The sequence below is a fragment of the Rhodanobacter thiooxydans genome, assembly GCF_021545845.1.
Taxonomy (GTDB): Bacteria; Pseudomonadota; Gammaproteobacteria; order Xanthomonadales; family Rhodanobacteraceae; genus Rhodanobacter.
This window is the reverse complement of sequence record NZ_CP088923.1, coordinates 304412-324716: the sequence shown is the minus strand read 5'-3', so window position 1 is coordinate 324716 and position 20305 is coordinate 304412. Positions and strand designations below refer to the sequence as shown.

The 20305-nt window shown below is 68.2% G+C and carries 17 protein-coding genes; 6 read left to right on the top strand and 11 right to left on the bottom strand.

Translation table 11 applies throughout. From position 1 onward, the window contains the following. Positions 1–56 precede the first annotated feature (56 nt). The 5 genes from LRK53_RS01320 to LRK53_RS01300 form a co-directional block, all read right to left on the bottom strand. Complete coding sequence (locus LRK53_RS01320; RefSeq protein WP_027493467.1) at positions 57–290, bottom strand: hypothetical protein; 234 nt, start codon at positions 288–290, stop codon at positions 57–59. Positions 291–832: 542 nt separating this feature from the next. Then, positions 833–1735 carry a heme o synthase gene (gene cyoE, locus LRK53_RS01315; RefSeq protein ID WP_027493466.1) on the bottom strand — a complete coding sequence of 301 codons (903 nt, stop codon included), beginning with the start codon at positions 1733–1735 and terminating at the stop codon, positions 833–835. 2 nt (positions 1736–1737) lie between these two features. After that, positions 1738–2913: a COX15/CtaA family protein gene (locus tag LRK53_RS01310; RefSeq protein ID WP_027493465.1), complete on the bottom strand. Its 1176-nt coding sequence runs from the start codon at positions 2911–2913 to the stop codon at positions 1738–1740. Further along, complete coding sequence (locus LRK53_RS01305; protein WP_027493464.1) at positions 2913–3482, bottom strand: hypothetical protein; 570 nt, start codon at positions 3480–3482, stop codon at positions 2913–2915. The genes LRK53_RS01310 and LRK53_RS01305 overlap by 1 nt, the downstream gene beginning before the upstream one ends. Beyond that, entirely contained in the window at positions 3479–4237 is a 759-nt protein-coding gene (locus tag LRK53_RS01300; protein WP_027493463.1) for an SURF1 family protein, read from the bottom strand. Before LRK53_RS01300 ends, LRK53_RS01305 begins: the two co-directional genes overlap by 4 nt. Positions 4238–4296: 59 nt before the next feature. Here LRK53_RS01300 and LRK53_RS01295 point away from each other — a divergent pair, with 59 nt between their 5' ends. Beyond that, complete coding sequence (locus LRK53_RS01295) at positions 4297–4512, top strand: twin transmembrane helix small protein (protein ID WP_008436668.1); 216 nt, start codon at positions 4297–4299, stop codon at positions 4510–4512. Between the two features lie 355 nt (positions 4513–4867). Here the strand turns inward: LRK53_RS01295 and LRK53_RS01290 are convergent, their stop codons facing one another. The 5 genes from LRK53_RS01290 to LRK53_RS01270 all read right to left on the bottom strand — a co-directional run bounded on the left by LRK53_RS01290 (position 4868) and on the right by LRK53_RS01270 (position 9375). Beyond that, on the bottom strand, positions 4868–5755 hold the full coding sequence (locus LRK53_RS01290) for a cytochrome c oxidase subunit 3 (protein ID WP_027493462.1): 888 nt from the start codon (positions 5753–5755) through the stop codon (positions 4868–4870). A gap of 112 nt (positions 5756–5867) precedes the next feature. Beyond that, complete coding sequence (locus LRK53_RS01285; RefSeq protein ID WP_185754682.1) at positions 5868–6011, bottom strand: hypothetical protein; 144 nt, start codon at positions 6009–6011, stop codon at positions 5868–5870. 45 nt (positions 6012–6056) lie between these two features. After that, complete coding sequence (gene ctaD, locus LRK53_RS01280) at positions 6057–7673, bottom strand: cytochrome c oxidase subunit I (protein WP_008436673.1); 1617 nt, start codon at positions 7671–7673, stop codon at positions 6057–6059. A 63-nt stretch (positions 7674–7736) separates the two neighbouring features. Then, on the bottom strand, positions 7737–8648 hold the full coding sequence (coxB, locus tag LRK53_RS01275) for a cytochrome c oxidase subunit II (protein WP_027493461.1): 912 nt from the start codon (positions 8646–8648) through the stop codon (positions 7737–7739). Positions 8649–8934: 286 nt separating this feature from the next. After that, positions 8935–9375 (bottom strand): DUF2244 domain-containing protein, encoded by a 441-nt coding sequence (locus tag LRK53_RS01270; RefSeq protein ID WP_027493460.1) that lies wholly within the window; start codon positions 9373–9375, stop codon positions 8935–8937. A 246-nt stretch (positions 9376–9621) separates the two neighbouring features. Here LRK53_RS01270 and putA point away from each other — a divergent pair, with 246 nt between their 5' ends. The 3 genes from putA to LRK53_RS01255 all read left to right on the top strand — a co-directional run bounded on the left by putA (position 9622) and on the right by LRK53_RS01255 (position 14614). Then, a complete protein-coding gene (gene putA, locus LRK53_RS01265; protein ID WP_027493459.1) occupies positions 9622–12777 on the top strand; it encodes a bifunctional proline dehydrogenase/L-glutamate gamma-semialdehyde dehydrogenase PutA in 3156 nt (1051 codons plus the stop codon). A gap of 126 nt (positions 12778–12903) precedes the next feature. Next, the gene (locus tag LRK53_RS01260) at positions 12904–13188 is read left to right on the top strand and encodes a restriction endonuclease (protein WP_235642453.1); all 285 of its coding nucleotides are present in this window, start codon (positions 12904–12906) and stop codon (positions 13186–13188) included. A gap of 43 nt (positions 13189–13231) precedes the next feature. Further along, positions 13232–14614 (top strand): coniferyl aldehyde dehydrogenase, encoded by a 1383-nt coding sequence (locus tag LRK53_RS01255; RefSeq protein ID WP_235642639.1) that lies wholly within the window; start codon positions 13232–13234, stop codon positions 14612–14614. Between the two features lie 77 nt (positions 14615–14691). Here the strand turns inward: LRK53_RS01255 and LRK53_RS01250 are convergent, their stop codons facing one another. Next, positions 14692–16188, bottom strand: coding sequence for an OmpP1/FadL family transporter (locus LRK53_RS01250; protein WP_027493456.1), 1497 nt, complete (start codon positions 16186–16188; stop codon positions 14692–14694). A 253-nt stretch (positions 16189–16441) separates the two neighbouring features. Between LRK53_RS01250 and LRK53_RS01245 the strand changes: the two genes are divergently transcribed. Together LRK53_RS01245 and LRK53_RS01240 are read left to right on the top strand one after the other, a co-directional pair. Then, positions 16442–16735, top strand: a complete 294-nt coding sequence (locus LRK53_RS01245) for a YcgL domain-containing protein (protein ID WP_008436685.1) — start codon at positions 16442–16444, stop codon at positions 16733–16735. A 71-nt stretch (positions 16736–16806) separates the two neighbouring features. Then, positions 16807–20247, top strand: coding sequence for an ankyrin repeat domain-containing protein (locus LRK53_RS01240; RefSeq protein ID WP_027493455.1), 3441 nt, complete (start codon positions 16807–16809; stop codon positions 20245–20247). The last annotated feature ends 58 nt before the right edge of the window (positions 20248–20305 follow it).

Genomic DNA, 20305 nt, shown 5'->3' with positions numbered 1-20305 from the left:
CCGCGATGGCTCCGCCGCTGGCGGAGGCCACCCCTTGCATGAGGTCGGGGCGACCATCAGCGACTGGATACCAGCGCGAGATGGCCGGACGATGGCAAGCGGACCTGTTGCGTCGACGCGGCGCGCTCGCCGGCGTCAGCACGGCGCGGCAGCTCGACCACGCTGCCGCCGGCGGGACGTTCCAGCGGGGCGGGCACGGTGATGGTGTAGGGCGCGCGCACGGTCTTGCGACGGTCGACCAGCAGCCGGCACAGTGTGCGCAACAGAGCGGAATCGCGAAGGAGCTTCATGGCCCATCTCCTCGTTACGGCGCCCACGGCGCCGCGGGAGGTGGGCCGGTCTTCCCTAGTCGAGGAAAGCGCCAGCCGACCGCGGGCGGTCGCCGCAGATCATCAGCTTGTTATGCAATGCCGGCACCCGATGCGAGCGGATGTCGACGTTGCGACTAGGGTAAACGTCCATATGCCTTGGTTAGTCAGGACAGGAAGCCAGCCAGCGCGAGCGCGCCGGAGGGCGCGCGTATTGTTGTATTGCAGCAGCGCATTGTCAATGCCCGCGACGACGAAAGTTCGCACGATCGCCGCTCAGCGCTTGTGAAGAAAACCACTTCCCGTGGTTTTCTTCAGTCGCGAGTCCGGTACACGCCCGGACTCGCTCACATGAAACAGTCACTCGCGTGACTGTTTCATGCCCGGCCATCGGGCAACCGCTCCTGCGTTGCCTCAACTCGGGCATCGGGCAACCGCTCCCTGCGTTGCCTCAACTCGGGCATCCATGCCCTCGCCATGCCCTCGCCCTGGCCGACCTGAGAGGTTGAAAAAATCACAACCTCTCAGCCGATCGATACCGACGACGGGCCTGAAGGCATCAGCGGCGGCAGCAGCCAGTGGTCGACCAGCAGGAACGCGAACAGCGCCATCAGGTAGACGATGGAGTAGCTGAACACCCTCATCGCGTACAGCTCGTCCGGCGGATTCAGCAGACGCACCGCGTAATAGAGGAACGCCCCGCCCAGCACCGCGGCACCACCCAGGTAGACCAGCCCGCTCATCCCGGTCAGCGCCGGCAGCAGGGTCACCAGCACCAGCAGCACGGTGTAGAACAGGATGTGCCAGCGGGTGAACACCACGCCGTGGGTCACCGGCAGCATCGGCACCTGCGCGCGCGAGTAGTCGTCCCGGCGGAAGATCGCCAGCGCCCAGAAGTGCGGCGGCGTCCACACGAAGATGATCAGGCACAGCTGCAGCGCGTACGGGTGCAGCGCGCCGGTAACCGCGGTCCAGCCCAGCACCGGCGGGATCGCCCCGGCCAGGCCGCCGATCACGATGTTCTGCGGCGAGGCGCGCTTCAGGAACGCGGTGTAGATCACCGCGTAGCCGATCAGGCCGGCGAAAGTCAGCACCGCGGTCAACGTGTTGACCCACAGCACCAGCACCAGCATCGAGGCGATGCCCAGCACCAGCGCGAACACGAACACCTGGCGCGGATTGAGATGGCCGGTGGCCAGCGGCCGGTGCGCCGTGCGCACCATCACCTTGTCGATGCGCTGGTCGATCAGCTGGTTGAACGCGGCCGCCGAGGACGACGCCAGCCAGATGCCCAGCGTGCCGAACACCAGCACCCGCCACGGCGGCACCCCGGGCACGGCGAGGAACATGCCGATCACCGCGCAGAACACCAGCAGCGCGACGATGCGCGGCTTGGTCAGTTGCAGGTACTCATGGAAAACGCTCATCTTCACGCTCGCCCCAACGACAGGAACATCGACGCGTCATGCCGCCGCTGCGTGCGCGCCAGCGTGGCCAACAGGGTGAACAGCAGCAGGGCCGCTATCCCATTGTGTGCGGTCGCCACCGCCAGCGGCAGGCCGAAGTACACGTTGCTGATGCCCAGCAGCACTTGGGCCGCCAGCGCCAGCGCGATCGCCAAGCCCAGCGCGCGCAGGCCATGCCGCGCCGTGCGAACCGCCAGCCAGCCGAGGTAGCAGAACACCACCAGCGCGCCCAGCCGATGCGCGATCTGGATCGCGCTGCGCGCGGCCATGTCGAGCACGCCACCCTCGTAGTTCACGCCGATGCCGCGCCACAACACGAAGCCCTCGCGGAAATCGGCGGGCGGCGCCCACTGGCCGAGGCACTCGGGGAACGAGCCCGGGCCGTAGCCGCAGGCCAGCGCGGCGTAATTCGCCGAGGTCCAGCCGCCCAGCGCGATCTGGCACAGCAGCAGCACGATGCCGACGGCCACCAGCCGGCGCAGGTCGGCAAGGCCATCGCCCGCTGCCGCCACGCCGGCGAAACGCAGCGCGGCGTAGGCCAGCAGCGCGAACGTGGCCATGCCGCCGAGCAGGTGGCCCATCACCACGATGGGCTTGAGCAGCAAGGTCACCGTCCACATGCCGAGCATCGCCTGGAAGATGATCACCGCCAGCGCCAGCACGCAGATCTTCCAGGCGCCGGGCCGCGGCAGGCGGATCGCGGCGATCAGCGGCAGCGCGATCGCGCAGGCCGCCAGCAGCGACGACCACAGGTGTTCGCCGCGCATGTACAGGCCCACGCCGAACGCGGCGAATACGGCGCCGGCGAGTACCGCCAGCAGCGCATCGCGACGCCGCCAGCTCGCCAGCAACGCCAGCAGCAGCACCAGCACGCCGAGCGTGCCGGCGAGGAAGCGGTGCACCTGCTCGCGCCAGGCCTTGTGCGCCTCGTACGGGCGATCCGGGAACGCCGCGTCGGCATGCGCCACCGCCTGCGCATGCTGCGGCCAGGTCACCTGGCCGTAGCAGGTCGGCCAGTCCGGGCAGGACAGGCCGGCATTGGACAGCCGCACGAAGGCGCCAAACATCACCAGTCCAAACGCGAACACTGCCGCGAACAGTGCCAGCCAGCGCAACCAACGCAGCGAGCGCGACGACATCACTTGATCACCTTCTGCAGGTCCTTGCGCAAGCCGCTCGGATCGAAGCCGGCGCGATACAGCGACAACGCGGTGCCGTTGGATTCCACCAGCAGCGCGCTCACGCTGTCCGGCGCGTCCGGGCGGAACCCGGCCAGCTTGCCGTCGATGTCGGTGCCGAGCTGCCAGTAGTTGCGCATGCCATCGCGCGCGTCATCCACAGGCGGCGTGCCCAGGTAGAGCAGGCGCAGGCGCGACTGGTTGCGGTTCAGCGTGACTCGCGCGGCGGCCATGCTGGTCAGCGTGGCCAGGCAGCGCGCGGCGCACTCGGGGCCAGCCAGCGCCACCAGAGTCAGCCGCGGCTGGGTGTCGCGCCAGGCGTAGGCCTGGCCATCCGCCAGCCGCACGCGCAGCTGTTCGTCGACAAAGTTGCGTTGCGGCAGGATCGGCTCGCCGTTGCCCCTGGTGCCAGGCTGCCAGCCGCTCCAGCTGAGCAAGCCGGCGACGATCATCGGCACGACGAACGCCAGCACGATCAGCAGCAGGAAGAGTCGACTCTTGCGCACGTTGGCGGGGTCAGCGGCTTTCATCGGTTCTCATCGACCTTGGTGGAATCGGAGCGGCGCGGCTTGCGCTTGCGATGCACGACCAGCAGGATCACCACCGCGGCCAGCGCGAAGGTGAACCACTGGAACGCGTAGGCACGATGCCGCGCCGGCGGCATCGAGGAAAAATCGAGGTTGCGCTCGCGCTCGTAGATCGCCGCCAGGTCAGGGTCCAGCGCCAGCACCCTCGGATACAGCGGCCGTCCGAGATCGGCGGCGACCTGCGCGGGGTCCAGGAAGATCGAGCTCTTCGGCCACTGCGTCTGCCGCGCCAGCGCATTGCCGCCCATCTCGAAGCCAACCGGCGGCGGCGGCACGTACAGCCCCTGCAGGCTCACCCTGCCGATCGGCAATGGGGGCACCTGGGGCGGCTTGTCGCTACCGTTGCCGGGCAGGAAACCGAGGTCGACCAGCAGCAACGGCGCGTGGCCATCCAGTACCAGCGGCGCGTACACCTGCACACCGCCGCGGCGGTCATGCTTCGGGTTGTCCAGCAGGTACACGCGGTCGGCCAGGTAATGGCCATCGACTCTGACCCGCGGGAAGCCGTCCGCCGGCGGCGCCTCGGCCACCCCGGCAAAGTCCTGCAGCGGCGCCGCCGCGGCCGCGGCATACCGTCGCAGAAGGTCTTCCTTGAAGTCGGCGCGATGCAGCTGCCAGACGCCAAGACGCACGAACAGCAACGCTCCGGCCACGGTCAGCAGCAGCGCCCACCACGAAGGACGGCGGAATCCGCTCACGCCGGGCGCCTGCCGGTGGCCGCTATACTCGCCATGTCGAACTTGACCGGATCAATCACGTGGAAACCATCTATAAAATTGCGCTGGTAGTGGTGCTGCTGGTGGTGATCTTCAGCCTCGGTCAGGCGCTGTACTTCATGATGACCGACAAGGACGACGACCGCCGCACGGTATGGGCGCTGACCCGCCGCATCGGCCTGTCGCTGGTGTTCATCGCCATGGTCGCGTTCGGCATCTGGATGGGCTGGCTGCACCCGCACGACGTGGGCCAATGATTGTAGCCGCCACGACCGCGGCCATTTCCCGCCAAACGAAAAGCCCGCTATCCGGCGGGCTTTTTTCATGCCCGAACCCGATCCGGAGCAATGCTCCTATGAAGAATCCCGCCATGGATGGCCGGTTTTGATCTTGCCTTTCGCGACACGACGTCGCGTGAAAGCAAGAACCGGCCATGACGAGGGCATGGCGAGGGCATGGATGCCCGAGTTGAGGCAACGCAGGAGTAGCTGCCCGATGGCCGGTTCTTGATTCGCTCTCCGCAGCAGGATCTCGCGTCGCTCTTCTGAAAAGTCCGGCCACGGATGGCCGGTTTCTTGATCTTTGCCTTTCGCGACAGGACGTCGCGTGAAGTCAGAGGATATAAACGAACATGAACAGGCCGAGCCAGACCACGTCGACAAAGTGCCAGTACCACGCCACCGCCTCGAAGCCGAAGTGATGGTCCTTGTCGAAATGCCCCTTCAGTACGCGCAGCCAGATCACCGCCAGCATGATCGTGCCCAGCGTCACGTGCAGGCCGTGGAAGCCGGTGAGCATGAAGAAGGTCGAACCGTAGACGCCGCTGTGCAGGGTCAGGTTCAATTCCTTGTACGCCTCCATGTACTCGTGCGCCTGGAAGTACAGGAAGGTGGCGCCCAGCAGCACGGTCAGCCCCAGGAACAGCAGGATCTTGCCGCGATGGCCGGCGCGCAGCGCGTGGTGCGCGATCGTCACGGTGACGCTGGAGGTGAGCAGGATCACCGTGTTGAGCAGCGGCAGGCCCCACGCCGGCACGGTGCGGAACGCGCCGCCGGCCTGTTCCGGGCCGTTGCCGCCATTGGCGCCCCACGCGGCCGTGTAGTCGCTCCACAGGAATTCGTGGGTCAGCACGCCGTGGCCGTGACCGCCGAGCCACGGCACCGAGAACATGCGGATGTAGAACAGCGCGCCGAAGAATGCGCCGAAGAACATCACCTCGGAGAAGATGAACCACATCATGCCCATGCGGAATGAGGTATCCACCTGGTGGTTGTAGCTGCCGGCCAGCGACTCGTTGATCACCGAGCGGAACCAGCCGAAGAACATGGCCAGCATGCCGATCACGCCGATGGTCAGCACGGACTTGCCGAAACCGCTCTCGCCGGGCTCCGCGCCCAGCCAGTGCGCAGCTCCGAACACGGTGGTGAACATGACCACTGCGGCCACGAACGGCCAGTAGCTCTTGGTCGGAACGAAGTAAGCGTCGTGTTGCTGACCCATGGTGTAACCCCGTGGATTTCTCTTGATGACTTTGCCCCGTCGCAGCGACCGGGGAACTGCACGCCGGCCGCCGAACCGCGCCGGTTGAAGGACACCTGTAACGCGTGGACCGCTATTTCATCAGCAGAATCTGCAGGAACGTCGACAGGTAGACCGCCAGCGCGACCACGGCAAGTATCGTGACCGTGCGCCGCACGCCGCGGCGGGATTTCCCGTCCGGCTGGGCCGTTGCCGTATGAATCGTCTGCTGCGCCATCTCTGCTTGCTCCCGAGGTCATGCCGGCCACGGCCGGCATGACGGTCAATCGTTGACGTGGCCGTGAGCCAGTTCATCGTCGTTGATCACCGGCGGCACCTCGAAGGTGTGGTGCGGCGCCGGCGACGGGATGGTCCACTCCAGGCCCTTGGCCCCTTCCCATACGCGATCGGTGGCCTTCTTCTTCGAGAAGAACGCGCAGTGGATCAGCACGCCCACGAAGATCAGCTGGGTGGCGCCGAACAGGAAGCCGCCGATCGAGCTGATCATGTTGAAGTTGGCGAACGCCACGTTGTAGTCGGGGATGCGGCGCGGCATGCCGGCCAGGCCCAGGAAGTGCTGCGGGAAGAACAGCACGTTGACCCAGATCACGCTGTTCCAGAAGTGCACCTTGCCCCAGAACTCGTTGTACATGTTGCCGGTCCACTTCGGCATCCAGTAGTACGCAGCGCCGATGATCGCGAACAGTGCGCCGGTGACCAGCACGTAGTGGAAATGCGCCACGATGAAGTAGGTGTCGTGATACTGGAAGTCGGCCGGCACCAACGCCATCATCAGGCCGGAGAAGCCGCCGATGGTGAACAGGATGATGAAGGCGATGGCGAACAGCATCGGCGTCTCGAAGGTCATCGAGCCGCCCCACATGGTGGCCACCCAGTTGAACACCTTCACGCCGGTCGGCACCGAGATCAGCATGGTGGCGTACATGAAGAAGACTTCGGCGCCCAGTGGCAGGCCCACCGCGAACATGTGGTGCGCCCACACGATGAACGACAGGAAGGCGATGCAGGCGATCGCGAACACCATCGCCTTGTAGCCGAAGATCGGCTTGCGCGCGAAGGTCGGCACGATCTCCGAGATGATCCCGAACGCCGGCAGGATCATGATGTACACCTCGGGATGGCCGAAGAACCAGAAGATGTGCTGGTACAGCACCGGGTCACCGCCGCCGCCCGGGTTGAAGAAGTTGGTGCCGAAGTACTTGTCGGTCAGCAGCATGGTCACCGCGCCGGCCAGCGCCGGCATCACCGCGATCAGCAGGAAGGCGGTGATCAGCCAGCTCCACACGAACACCGGCATCTTCATCAGGTCCATGCCGGGCGCGCGCATGTTGAGGATGGTGGCGATGATGTTGATCGCGCCCATGATCGAGCTGATGCCCATCAGGTGGATGGCGAACACCGCGTAGGCCAGCGAGCCGCTCTGCAGCGACAGCGGCGGGTACATGGTCCAGCCGCCGGCCGGGCCGCCGCCGGGCAGGAACAGCGTGGACAGCAGCAGCACGAACGCGAACGGCAGGATCCAGAACGACAGGTTGTTCATGCGCGGCAGCGCCATGTCCGGCGCGCCCACCATCAACGGGATCATCCAGTTACCGAGGCCGACGAAGGCCGGCATGATCGCGCCGAAGATCATCACCAGCGCGTGCATCGCCGTCATTTCGTTGAAGAAGTACGGCTGCATCAGCTGCATGCCGGGCTTGAACAGCTCGGCACGGATCAGCATGGCGAAGCTGCCGCCGATGAACAGCATGGTCAACGAGAAAATCAGATACAGCGTGCCGATGTCCTTGTGGTTGGTGGACATGCACCAGCGCTGGAAGAAACCTTTCGGCGCGCCGTGGTGATCGTCGTGCTGATCATGGGTGGCTGCGTAGGACATGGCCTTGCACCTCTAACCTTGATATGGAATGCGACTGCAAAAAAACCGTAGCGGCAAGCGGCCTCAGCCCTGCTTGCCGGCCGGCGGAGCGGCGACCTGGGCGGTTTGCGCCGCCGCAGCGGGCGCCGCCGACGACGCCTCCTGCTCGGCCAGCCACTTGGCGAAATCGGCCTTCGACTTCACCACCACCACGATCGGCATGAAGCCGTGGTCCTGGCCGCACAGTTCGGCGCACTGGCCGCGATAGGTGCCCGGCGTGGTGAAGTTGGCCCACGCCGCATTGATGATCCCGGGGATCGCGTCGATCTTCCAGCCGGTCGCCGGCACCCACCAGGAGTGGATCACGTCGCCACTGGTGATCACGAAGCGGATCTTGGTGTCGACCGGCACCACCAGCGGCTTGTCGACGTCCAGCAGGTAGGTGTTCTCGTTGCCGACCTTGACCGCGAACGGATCCATGCCCGAGCCGAGCTGGCGGGTCTGGTCGCTGCGCGTGTCCAGCCTGGACATGAAGCCGACCTTGTCGATCGACTTGCCCAGGTAGTCGACATAGTCGTAGCGCCACTTCCACTGGTAGCCGGTGACCTTGACGGTCATCTGCGAACCGGTGGTGTCGGCCCAGCTGGTCAGGCCGCTGGTGGCCAGGTAGGCCAGGGTGATCAGGATCAGCACCGGGATGGTGGTCCAGACCACCTCCACGGTGGTGTTGTGCGACCACTTCTCGGCCACCGCGCCGCGCGATTTGCGGAAGCGGAAGATGGCGATGAACATGGCGCTGAACACCAGCACGCCGATTACCGTGCACACGCCGAGCGCCACGTTGTTCAGGTGGTACGGCACCGGCGACCAGGTGCTCGCGCCGCGCTCCATGTTCAGCTGCCACGGACCGGGAGCGGCTAGCGCCGCGCTGCCGAACGATGCAAGGGCGAGGGCCGCCACTGCCGTGAATGATCGCCTGATGCCGCCAGATGTCATGTCTTGCACCTTAGGGTCTGTATTCATGATCCAAGTACGTCGCGTTGCCCTGCAGCGGCTGGCAGGTGGTGGTCCGTGGTGAAGCCCATGCTGGCTGCATGGGCAAGCCGCGAGCTGGCGCGTGACGGCCGCTGCAGGGCAACCCGCAGGGCCGGGTCCGTTTGCCCACGGAGCGGCGTCATCGCTCGGTCATGTATCGACATACATTCCCTCCCTCTTCCTTGCCCCGCGGGCAAACAGCTCCCGGCGCGGCGTACTTGGATAATCAACACAGACTCTTTTGAACCTACTTGCGTGGCTGCCCGTTGAAATCGGCCAGCAACACCATGAGCTTCTTCGACAGCGCGGCACGTTCCTGTTCCGCCAGGAAAGCGCCGATCTCCAGCTCGCGTCCATGTGACGACAACAGCAACCGCTGACGACTGCCGCCTGGCTCCAGCAGCACGCGCACCCAGTACGACGGGAAACGCGTGCGGCGCCGACCCGGCAGCGATTGCACCTCCAGCGACTCTGCGTCGAGGGTGATGCGCTCGCTACGGTCGCCAGCCCGCCAGGCCACACTCAAGGCGATGGCCATGGCAGCGGATTCCACCAAGGCAAACAGCGGAGCGAACACATTCCCCTGCCACGCCACCAGTCCAGCCGTCATCAGCACCAGCGCCGCCAGAACCACGATCAGCCGACGCAGACCGCGCCGGCTTAGCGTGCGGTTGGGCTTGAGCCACATCGTCACGCGGGGCAAGCCGGCGGTAGCTGGTCGAAGCACGATCATCGAGACCCGGCGTGCCTGGAACACAGGAATCATAGGCCGCGACAACGCAACGGGCAACAATGTCGCACCTGCTTGACCTGGATCAAGGAATGATGTTGCGCGACAGAGCTCCCCCTGCGCGACGCCCCGACTCCCGCGGATTGCACGGCACGCGTACAATTCCGGGCTCCCTCCACATCCGCACATCCCAGCGACAAGCCCGTGACCCAAGCCATTCTCCGCCCCGAACTTCCCCCCGACGGCGCGCCCGCGCGCGCGCGGATCACCGCCGCCTGGCTGCGCGACGAGACCGAAGCGGTCAACGACCTGCTCGCCCAGGCCACCCTGCCGCCGGCCGAGCGCGAGCAGGTGATCGACGTCGCCGCCGGCCTGGTCACGCGCGTGCGGGCACGCGCGAAGGACCAGAGCGCAGTGGAATCCTTCATGCGCCAGTACGACCTGTCCTCCGAGGAGGGCGTGCTGCTGATGTGCGTGGCCGAGGCGTTGCTGCGCATCCCCGACAAGGCCACCGCCGACAAGCTGATCCGCGACAAGCTCGGCGAGGCGGACTGGAAGAAGCACCTGGGCCAGAGCGAGTCGCTGTTCGTCAACGCCTCCACCTGGGGCCTGATGCTCACCGGCCACCTGGTGCAACTGGCCGAGGACACCCGCCGCGACTTCACCGGCGCGCTGAAGCGCCTCGCCGGTCGCGCCGGCGAGCCGGCGATCCGGCTGGCGGTGCGCCAGGCGATGCGCATCATGGGCCACCAGTTCGTGATGGGCCGCAGCATCGACGAGGCGCTGGACCGCTGCGCCAAGAAGGAATACGCGGTGTACCGCTATTCCTATGACATGCTGGGCGAGTCGGCGCTCACTGCGGAAACCGCCGAGCGCTACCAGGAAGACTACCGCCGCGCGATCGCCCGCATCGGCGCGCGCGGCCCGTTCGCCAACCACACCGACGCGCCGTCGATCTCGGTCAAGCTGTCCGCGCTGCACCCGCGCTACGAGGTGGCCAGGCGCGAAGACGCACGGCGCATGCTCACCGCGAAACTGCTGGAGCTGTCGCAGCTGGCGATGAAACAAGGCATCGCGCTGTCGGTGGATGCCGAGGAAGCCGACCGGCTGGAACTCTCGCTGGACATCATCGGCGACGTCTTCGCGCACCCCTCGCTGGCCGGCTGGAACGGCCTCGGCATCGTGGTGCAGGCGTACTCCAAGCGCACCCCGTTCGTGATCGACTGGCTGGTCGAAACCGCGCGTGCCACCGGCCGCCGCTGGTACGTACGGCTGGTCAAGGGCGCCTACTGGGACGCCGAGATCAAGCGCGCGCAGGAACAGGGGCTCCCGGGCTATCCGCTGTACACGCGCAAGCCGAATACCGATGTCTCCTACCTCGCCTGCGCGCGCAAGCTGTTCGACGCCGGCAGCGAGCTGATCTACCCGCAGTTCGCCACCCACAACGCGCACTCGATCGCCGCCGTGCACCACATTGCGCGCGGCCGACCGTTCGAGTTCCAACGCCTGCACGGCATGGGCACCGACCTCTACGCCGAGGTGATCGGCGCGAACAAGCTCAACGTGCCGTGCCGCGTCTACGCGCCGGTGGGCACGCACGAGGACCTGCTGCCCTACCTGGTGCGCCGCCTGCTCGAGAACGGCGCCAACACCAGCTTCGTCAACCGCGTGGTGGACGAGACGCTGCCGGTGCGCGAGCTGGTGGCCGATCCCTGCGAGACGGTGCGCCACTTCGCGTCCATTCCCCACCCGCGCATTCCCTTGCCGGTCAACCTCTTTGGCGAACTGCGGAAGAATTCCATGGGCATCAACTTCTCCAACGACAACGAACTGAAGGCCCTCGCCGAGGCCGTCAACGCGAAGAGCGGCCCGTGGCACGCCGCACCACTGGTCCCCGGCGGCAAGGGCAACGGCCCGACCGTCACGGTGACCAACCCCGCCGATCGCCGCCAGACCGTGGGCAGCTACGTCAGCGCCGATGCCGCGCTGGTCGACCGGGCGCTGGCCAACGCCGTCGCCGCCCAGCCCGACTGGGACCGCTTGCCCGCCGCCAGTCGCGCCGCGATCCTCGAACACGCGGCGGAACAGCTCGAAGCGCGCCGCGCCGAGTTCATCGCGCTGTGCGTGCGCGAAGCCGGCAAGAGCCTGCCCGACGCGATCGCCGAAGTTCGCGAGGCCGCCGACTTCCTGCGCTACTACGCGACGATGTCGCGCCGCCTGTTCGGCCAGCCCGAGCAGTTGCCCGGCCCCACCGGCGAGAGCAATCAATTGTTCCTCAACGGCCGCGGCGTGTTCGTCTGCATCAGCCCGTGGAACTTCCCGCTGGCGATCTTCCTGGGCCAGATCAGCGCCGCGCTCGCCGCCGGCAACAGCGTGATCGCCAAGCCCGCCGAGCAGACCAGCCTGATCGGCTATGCCGCAGTGAAGCTGCTGCACGAGGCCGGCGTGCCCGAGGCCATACTGCAATATCTGCCCGGCGACGGCGCCACCGTGGGCGCCGCGCTGACGAAAGACCCGCGCGTGGCCGGCGTGGCCTTCACCGGCTCCACCGAAACCGCCTGGGCGATCAACCGCGCACTGGCCGCGCGCAATGCACCGATCGCCGCGCTGATCGCCGAGACTGGCGGCCAGAACGCGATGATCGCCGACTCCTCCGCGCTGCCCGAGCAGATCGTCAAGGACGTGATCGCCTCCGCGTTCCAGTCCGCCGGCCAGCGCTGCTCGGCTGCGCGCGTGCTGTTCGTGCAGGAGGACATCGCCGACAAGGTGACCAGCATGCTCGCCGGCGCGATGGCCGAGCTGAAGGTGGGCGACCCCGGCCAGCTGTCCACCGACGTCGGTCCGGTGATCGACGAGGATGCGAAGCAGATCCTGGTCGACCACGCCGCACGCATGGACAAGGAAGCCAAGCTGATCGCCGAGGCGACGCTCGACGCCGAGGTCGCCGCCCACGGCACCTTCTTCGCGCCGCGCGCCTACGAGATCCCCGTGCTGTCCACGCTCACCCGCGAGGTGTTCGGCCCGGTGCTGCACGTGCTGCGCTGGAAGGGCAGCGAGCTGAAGCAGGTGGTCGAGCAGATCAACGCCACCGGCTACGGCCTCACCCTGGGCGTGCACAGCCGCATCGACGACACCGTGGAATACATCCGCAGCCACGCCCGCGTCGGCAACTGCTACGTCAACCGCAACCAGATCGGCGCGGTGGTCGGCGTGCAGCCGTTCGGCGGCGAAAGCCTCTCCGGCACCGGCCCCAAGGCCGGCGGTCCGCACTACCTGCTGCGCTTCGCCGGCGAGCGCACGCTCACCATCAACACCACCGCCGCCGGCGGCAACGCGTCGTTGCTGACTATCGGGGAGTAGGGAATAGAGAATCGGGAATAGCAGAGCCAGGCTTTGCCCCTCCTCCCAAACGGCGCTCGGGAAGAGGGGCGAGGGAAAAGGGAAACATTCCGGCGTTGCCATACCGCAGCCTTCGTAAGCCTGCGCGTGGCCTTCCAGGCCAAGCGCTACAAGGACACCGTCACCCGCAGCGCGGTGGGCGAGTTCCACAATGCCCTGCTTGGCCGCGCCGAGAAGGGCGTGTTCATCACCACCGGCCGCTTCACTCCGGATGGCGAGGCCGAAGCCACGCGCGATGGCGTGGTGCCGATCGAGCTGATCGACGACGGGCAATTGGTCGAACCGTTCCAGGACAAACTCATCGGCATCAGGCCCAAAATGGTGTATGAGGTCGACCATGCCTTCTTTGACGAATTCCGCCGTGAATCCTGAGCGAAGCGCCGCGCGCGATGCGACGGACGCCGATCTCGCCAGCATGCTGCAGCGCCTGCACGAGGCGCAGGCGCGCGAGCCGATGCCCGACTGGCCCATCCGTGCGCAACGCCTGCGCAAACTGGAGCAGATGCTGCGCGAACAGCGCGCGGCGTTCGCGGCAGCCATCAGCGCCGACTTCGGCTGTCGGCCGCAAGAGGAAACCGACATGCTGGAGATCTTCCCCAGCCTGTCGGCGATGCGCCATGCGCTGCGCCATGGTCGCCGCTGGATGCGTCCGCGGCGCTCGCTGGCGGGACTCGCCTTCCTGCCCGCCCACAACGTGCTGATCCCCCAGCCGCTAGGCGTCATCGGCATCATCGTGCCATGGAACTACCCGCTGTACCTGGCTGTCGGCCCGCTGGTCGACGCGCTGGCCGCCGGCAACCGCGCGATGCTGAAGATGAGCGAGTTCACTCCGCGCTTCTCGGCGCTGTTCGCCGAACAGGTGGCGAAATACTTCCCGCCCGACGAGGTGGTCGTGGTGAACGGCGACGCGGACGTGGCGCAGGCATTCTCTGCGCTGCCGTTCGATCACCTGCTGTTCACCGGCTCCACCGCGGTCGGCCACCATGTGATGCGCGCGGCCGCCGCCAACCTCACCCCGGTGACGCTGGAGCTGGGCGGCAAGTCGCCGGCGATCATCGGCCCGGGTGCGCGTTTCGAGCACGCGGTGGAGCGCATCGTGTTCGGCAAGCTGGTCAACGCCGGGCAGACCTGCATCGCGCCGGATTACGTGCTGCTGCCGCGCGCACGTGTGGCGGAGTTCATCGAGCTGGCCGGCAAGGCGGTGGCGCGGATGTACCCGCAACTGGAGCGGAGCACGCAGTACGCCAGCATCGTCTCCGACCGCCAGTACCGGCGCCTCGTGGCGCTGCGCGACGATGCGCTGGCGGCCGGTGCACACGCGCATCCGCTCGGCGAAGCAACGGCGGACTCGGCGCGCCGGCTGCTGCCGCCGCAGCTGATGACCGACGTCGACGACGGCATGGCGGTGATGCGCGAGGAGATCTTTGGCCCGCTGCTGCCGCTGCTGCCCTATGACGCACTGGACGACGCGATCGCCCAGGTCGCCGCCCGCCCGCACCCACTGGCGCTGTACCTGTTCGAACAGGACCAGGCGAGCATCGACCGCGTTTTGGCGCGCACCCGCGCCGGCGGCGTCAGCATCAACGACACCCTGTACCACATCGCTCAGCACGACCTTCCGTTCGGCGGTGTCGGCGCTTCCGGCATGGGCGGCTATCACGGCGAGGCCGGCTTCCGCACGTTCTCGCACCTGAAGCCGGTGTTCCGCCAGGCCCGTTGGAACGGCGCCGGCCTGCTCAATCCGCCCTACGGCGAACGCTTCCGGCGCATGCTCATTCTGTTGCTGCGCCGCGGCTGACATTCCCCCCCGAGCATAAAAAAACCTCCCCGCCGGGGCGGGGAGGTTTCACTCGTACGGTTACCGCATGCCAGGCGTCAGAACTTGTACATCGCCGACACGCTCAGCAGATTGCCGTAGTCGTCGAAGTTGCCGGTCAGCGTGTCGCGGGTGCTGTCGGTGACATTGACGTGCGCGTTGTTGACAAAGATGTGCGCATACGAGGCATTGATCTCGAGGTGCTCGCTGGCCTTGTAGCCGATGCCGACAGTGACCATCTTGCGGGTCGAATCGGGCACGCGCGGGCTGCGGGTGCTCAGGTGGGTCGGGCTGCTGTCGACCGCGATGCCGCCGCGCAGGGTCAGCCTGTCGTTGAGGTAGTAGTCGCCGCCGATCGAGGCGTAGATGGTGTTGCGCCAGTTGTACGCTTCGGATGTCCGCGGCTGTGAGTTGCCGTAGTTCACCGTCAGGTTCTTGAACACGTCCCACTTGGTCCAGGCCACGTCGACGCCGAAGCCGAACTTTTCGGCCTGATGCCAGTAGCTTGCGCTGGCCACTGCCGGGGTGGTGAAGTCGGCGCTGCCAGTGGTGTGGGAGAACGGCGGGATCGAACTGGCCAGCGACGGATTGGCGAGCAGCAGATCGTAGCCCGGCGTGGTCGTGAAGTTGCCGGTGCCTTCCAGGGTGTGGCTGATCTTGGAACGGTAGTTCAGCGCCAGCTTGTCGTTCGGGGTCAGCTTCCAGTAGCCGCCCAGCTGCCAGCCGTAGGCCCAGTCGTCGCCCTTGATGCGGGCATAGCCATCCGAACCCGGAGGCGTCACCGCCGCCACGCCGGCCGCGGCAGCCTGACCCTGCTGCACGGCTGCCTGGATCATGGCGGCAGCCTGGGCCGACGAGAGCTGCCCGGCGGCGGCCGCGGCCTGGATCTGTGCGACGCCGGCGGCGGTCTTGGCCCCGATGCCCTGCTGGATGCCCAGGCCCACGGCGTTGTAGTTGACCGCGCTGGTCAGCTCGGCACTGGTCTTCTGGGCGATGAAGCTGGCGCCCAGGCTGAAGTTGTCGGTGACGTCGAACGACGCCGACAGCGTGGCGTCCAGCGACTGGAACTTGGACTTGATGCCGTTATAGCGGCCGACCCAATTCTTGTCGTATTCGGTCTGGAAGCCGAACGGCACCGAGAAGCCGGCGCCCACGTGCATGCGGTCGCTGACCTGGGTGGCGAAGAACAGCGCCGGCACCGGCAGGGTGGTGCCCGCGTCGCCGCCGTTGCCACCGCTGATCGGGCGACCCAGTACGTCATGCGCGCTGCCGTCGAACTTGGCGCTGAAATTGATGGCGGTGACGTCGGCCTGCAGGTAGGTACCCTTCAGCTCGGACATCGCGGCCGGGTTGTTGACCACCACCGAGGCGTCGCCGCCGGCAGTAGCGGAACCCGCGTAGGCGCGGCCCAGGCCCTTGGCGCTGTTTTCCTTGAGCTGGAACGCACTGGCATCCGCGCTCGCGGGTGCGACCAGGGCGCCCACAAACGCGATGCTCAGCGCGGCAAGCGCCAGTGGACGGGCGGCGCCCGTGAGGGAACGGAAAGACGTATGCATCGCTAGCTCCTGCATGGTGTTGGAACAGCTCGGGTAGTGACGATGGATCGGCCGGAAGAACAATTTCATACGTGCGTTTGAACTTCCTTTGCAGGACTTTGCCCTGTTGGACAAGGCGTTGCAAGTGCGGTCGCAACAAATAACTAACGAGCGCATTTCAATCGGACAGGCAAACTGGAGGGCGGAGGGTCCCGTACCCCGCGCTGCTACTCTCGCCACCCCGCGTCCGCCCACCCATCCACACGGTGCCGCCATGCAATGTTTCGTCTACGCCAGCCTGCGCAAAGCCGACAGCTATCTATGGCTGGCGCAGCGCGACGCGTTCGACACGCTGCCCGAGCCGCTGGCGCTGCTGCTGGGCGAGCTGCGTTTCGTGATGGAGGTGCAGTTGGAGGAGGCCCGCAAGCTGCCGGTCGAGGATACCGCGCAGGTGCTCGAGCACCTGCGCACGCAAGGCTGGCACCTGCAGCTGCCGCCCCAGGAAACCCTGGCCGCCGCCAACCACCCCGCCTATACCCACGCGCCGCGGGATGATCGGGACGAATGAATCGCGCATCATCGGCTTGCGTTAACGCCTGGTTACCGCCTGCGCCGCCAACGATTTCTATACTGCCTCCCATGACCCAGCCCAAATCGCGCCGCCGCCCGCCCCTCCTGCACGCCCTGGCCTGGTTCATTCCCGGATGGTTCGCGGTCGCCGTTGCCGGCTTGGTCACGCACCCGCTGACCCTGGTTCCGCTGCTGCTGGCCAATGCGCTGACCATGGCGGCGACCTGCCACGCGATCGGCTTCGACCCCGAGCCGCGCTTCGGCCGCACCGTGCTGCGCCGTGGCGCTGCGCACCTGGTGATGTTCACCGGCTACACCGTGCTGGTGTTCGTGCTGGTGGCCTGGCCGATGCTGCAGCTGACCCACGAACCCAGCCTCGGCGCGGCGCTGGTGCTGGCCGCGGCGCTGGTGCTGGCGCTGGTCGCGCTGTGGCGGCTGTGGCCGGCGTTCGGCCTGGTGTTCGTGTGGGACGACGCCTATCCGAGCCAGCGCGACGGCTCGTGGATCTTCACCGCCACCTTGCGCAGCATCGCGTTCAGCCGCCACCTGTCGCGCGAGGAGCGCTTCTTCAGCCACTTCCTGCCGGCCGCGTTCGCGCTGCTGGTGCTGGCCTTCGGCGCGATCGCGTTGACCGGCCTGTACGGCGTGCTGCCGCCGGAGCCGCGCGTCGCCGCGCTGGCGATCTACGGCGCCGTGCTGCTGCCGCTGGGCTGCTTGGTGATCGCCAACCGCACGCTGCGCGCGCTCTTGTGCGAACGCCAGCAGCCGCGTCGCCGCGGCGACCCCGACCCGCGCGTCGACACCGCGCCGCGCCCGGTGCTGAGCGAGCAGGAACGCACCGCCGGCACGCCGGAGCAGGCCGCCGCGCTGCTGGCCGCCACCCGCGACGGCGACATCGAGCGCGCGCTGGCGCTGGTCGATGCCGGCGCCGCCCCCGACACCGTGCCCCCCGGCGACGACCGCGATCAGCGCCCGGTGCTGATGCTGGCCGCCCTGCTGCCCGACACCCGCCTGCTGCGCGCGCTGATCGCCAAGGGCGCCGACGTCAATCGCGCCAGCGGCGGCATCACCGCGCTGCTGGCCGCCACCCGCGACAGTTGGCACGGCCGCGCCGAGGCGGTGCTGACCCTGCTTGCCAACGGCGCCAGCCCGCTGGTCACCGACGCCGAGGGCAACACGCCGCTGCACGGCGCCGTGCTCAGCGGCGATGCCGGCGTGGCCGCGATGCTGCTGGACGCGGCCGCGCCGATCAACGCCCTGAACAAGGCCGGCGTCAGCCCGCTGGCCACCGCCTGCCGCGCCGCCAACTGGCCACTGGTGAAATTCCTGCTGGAACGCGGCGCCAAGCCAGCCCCGGCCGACGGCGAACCGGCGCTGGTCGCCGCCGCCGGCATCGCCGACGACGACGCCGAAGGGGTGAAGCTGCTGCTCAAGCAGCGCGCCGCGGTCAACGCGGTCGACGCACGGCACCGGCATGCCCTGCTCGCCGCCGCCGCCGAAGGCCATGAACAGATTGCCCGCGCGCTGTGCGCCGCCAGCGCCGACGTCAACCTGGTCGATCGCCACGGCAGCAGCGCGCTGATGGAAGCGGCGCGTGCCGGCGCCGGCGGCATCGTGCAGCTGCTGGCCGAGGCGCAAGCGGACGCCGGCCTGCGCGACAGCCACGGCCGCGACGCGCTGACCCTGGCCTGCCAGTCGCCGCGCGCGCACGCCGACACGGTGCGCGCCTTGCTGGCACTGGGCGCCGATGCGAAGGCCGCCGGCGGCGACGGCCGCAGCGCGCTCGATCATGCCGCCGGGGCCGGGCGCTGGGATCTGGTCGCCCTGCTCGACCCCGACACGCCGCTGCCGGCCAGCCTCAGCCATGACGTGCTGGCCGAAGGCAACGACACCCCCGCCCATCTGCTGGACGCGCTGCGCTTCGGCCACTGGGCGATCGCCTCCGGCTTCGCCGAGCGGGTGCGCGACTGGCCGCAGGCGGAGCTGGCCCGGTTGTACCTGGAACTGGCCGGGGCGGGCCACGGCGCGGCGCGCCGCTGGCTGCTCGACCACGGCCTCGATGCCGAGGCCCGGCTGGAAGCGCCGCGCATCGACGACGCCGAAACCGCCGACGCACCGCATCTGCCGCCGCTGGGCCAGCGCCTGTTCGACGCCTTGCTGCCGCAGCTGCCGGACGCCACCGAGGCGCTGGATGATTTGCTGCAGGCCGGCGCCAGCGCGGCCGGCGCCGGCCTGCTGGCGCAGGCGCTGGCGCATTTGAACGGGGCCGCCGAGGGCGCCGCGCTGCCGCTGAACCTGCTCGAACGCGGCGCCGACCCGTTCGGCGCCGACGCCCGCGAGCGCACGCCGCTGCAGCTGGCCGCGGCCAACGCGCAGTTGCCGCTGCTGCAGGCCCTGCTGGCGCGCGGTGGCGACCCGAACACCCGCGACCGCGACGGCCGCACGCCGCTGTTCGCCGCCCTGGAGCACGGTGCGCAAGCGTTGCCGCTGGTGCGCGCGCTGATCGCCCACGGCGCCAACCCCGAGGCCACCGACGCGAACGGCGAGACCCCGCTGGGCCTGGCGCTGGAGCACCCGGCGGTGGAGCGCTGGCTGGACTGGCGCGACTGGCCGCGGCCGAACCGCGCGCTGCGCGCCGACGACCTGCCCGCCGCCGCCAAGGCCGGCGCGCTGGCCAGCGTGCAGCGTCTGCTGGAACTGGGCTTCGCCGTGGACACCCGCGACGATCAGGGCGCCACCGCGCTGCTGCACGCCTGCGGCGCCGGCCACCGCGACATCGCCGCCTGCCTGCTCGGCGCCGGCGCGGACGCCACACTGCCCGCGCGCAGCGGCGTCACCCCGCTGGCCGCCGCGGTGGCCGCGCGCCGCGAGGCGCTGGTCGCCCTGCTGCTGCAGCACCAGGTTGCCGTCGACCAGCGCCTGCCGAACCAGGCCACCGCGCTGATGGTGGCGGCCGCGATGGGCTACCCGGAGATCGTCGAGCAACTGCTGGACGCCGGCGCGGCGGTCAACGCGGTCGACGACGCCGGCCGCAGCGCGCTGCATGCGGCGGCGCAGTTCGGTTTCGAGCACAACGACAGCCTGCGCGCACGGCGCCTGTTCGACCGCCTGCTCAAGCACGGCGCCGACATCAACCACGCCGACCACGAGGGCAAGACGCCGCTGCTGTTGCTGCTCGGCGCGCAACTGCGCCCGGGCAGCGCCTGCGACGCCACCCATCTGGGCGCGCTGGTGCCGCTGCTACTGGAGGCCGGCGCCAAGGTCGAACCCGCCGACCAGCGCGGAGTCACCGCGCTGCACGCCTGCGCCATGCATGCGCTGCTGCCGCCGGCGCGCGTGCTGCTGTCGCGCGGCGCCGACCGCAACGCGGCCGATGCGTTTGGGCGCACCGCGGCCGACGTGGCGCGGCAGCTGGGCTATGTCGACATCGCCCACGAGCTGGCCGCGCGCAGCAGCGCGATCCCCAGCGTGCGGCAGACCCTGCGCCAGCCGGCGCAGCCGTCGGACTGAGAGGTTGTGATTTTTTCAACCTCTCAGGCCGGCCACGGCGAGGGGCATGGCGAGGGCA

Bases quoted from the DNA above. Each gene is read 5' to 3' on its own strand.
- LRK53_RS01320 (WP_027493467.1), bottom strand. From the start codon at position 290: ATGAAGCTCCTTCGCGATTCCGCTCTGTTGCGCACACTGTGCCGGCTG.
- cyoE (WP_027493466.1), bottom strand. From the start codon at position 1,735: ATGAGCGTTTTCCATGAGTACCTGCAACTGACCAAGCCGCGCATCGTC.
- LRK53_RS01310 (WP_027493465.1), bottom strand. From the start codon at position 2,913: ATGTCGTCGCGCTCGCTGCGTTGGTTGCGCTGGCTGGCACTGTTCGCG.
- LRK53_RS01305 (WP_027493464.1), bottom strand. From the start codon at position 3,482: ATGAAAGCCGCTGACCCCGCCAACGTGCGCAAGAGTCGACTCTTCCTG.
- LRK53_RS01290 (WP_027493462.1), bottom strand. From the start codon at position 5,755: ATGGGTCAGCAACACGACGCTTACTTCGTTCCGACCAAGAGCTACTGG.
- LRK53_RS01285 (WP_185754682.1), bottom strand. From the start codon at position 6,011: ATGGCGCAGCAGACGATTCATACGGCAACGGCCCAGCCGGACGGGAAA.
- ctaD (WP_008436673.1), bottom strand. From the start codon at position 7,673: ATGTCCTACGCAGCCACCCATGATCAGCACGACGATCACCACGGCGCG.
- coxB (WP_027493461.1), bottom strand. From the start codon at position 8,648: ATGACATCTGGCGGCATCAGGCGATCATTCACGGCAGTGGCGGCCCTC.
- LRK53_RS01270 (WP_027493460.1), bottom strand. From the start codon at position 9,375: ATGTGGCTCAAGCCCAACCGCACGCTAAGCCGGCGCGGTCTGCGTCGG.
- LRK53_RS01255 (WP_235642639.1), top strand. From the start codon at position 13,232: ATGCTGCAGCGCCTGCACGAGGCGCAGGCGCGCGAGCCGATGCCCGAC.
- LRK53_RS01250 (WP_027493456.1), bottom strand. From the start codon at position 16,188: ATGCATACGTCTTTCCGTTCCCTCACGGGCGCCGCCCGTCCACTGGCG.
- LRK53_RS01245 (WP_008436685.1), top strand. From the start codon at position 16,442: ATGCAATGTTTCGTCTACGCCAGCCTGCGCAAAGCCGACAGCTATCTA.
- LRK53_RS01240 (WP_027493455.1), top strand. From the start codon at position 16,807: ATGACCCAGCCCAAATCGCGCCGCCGCCCGCCCCTCCTGCACGCCCTG.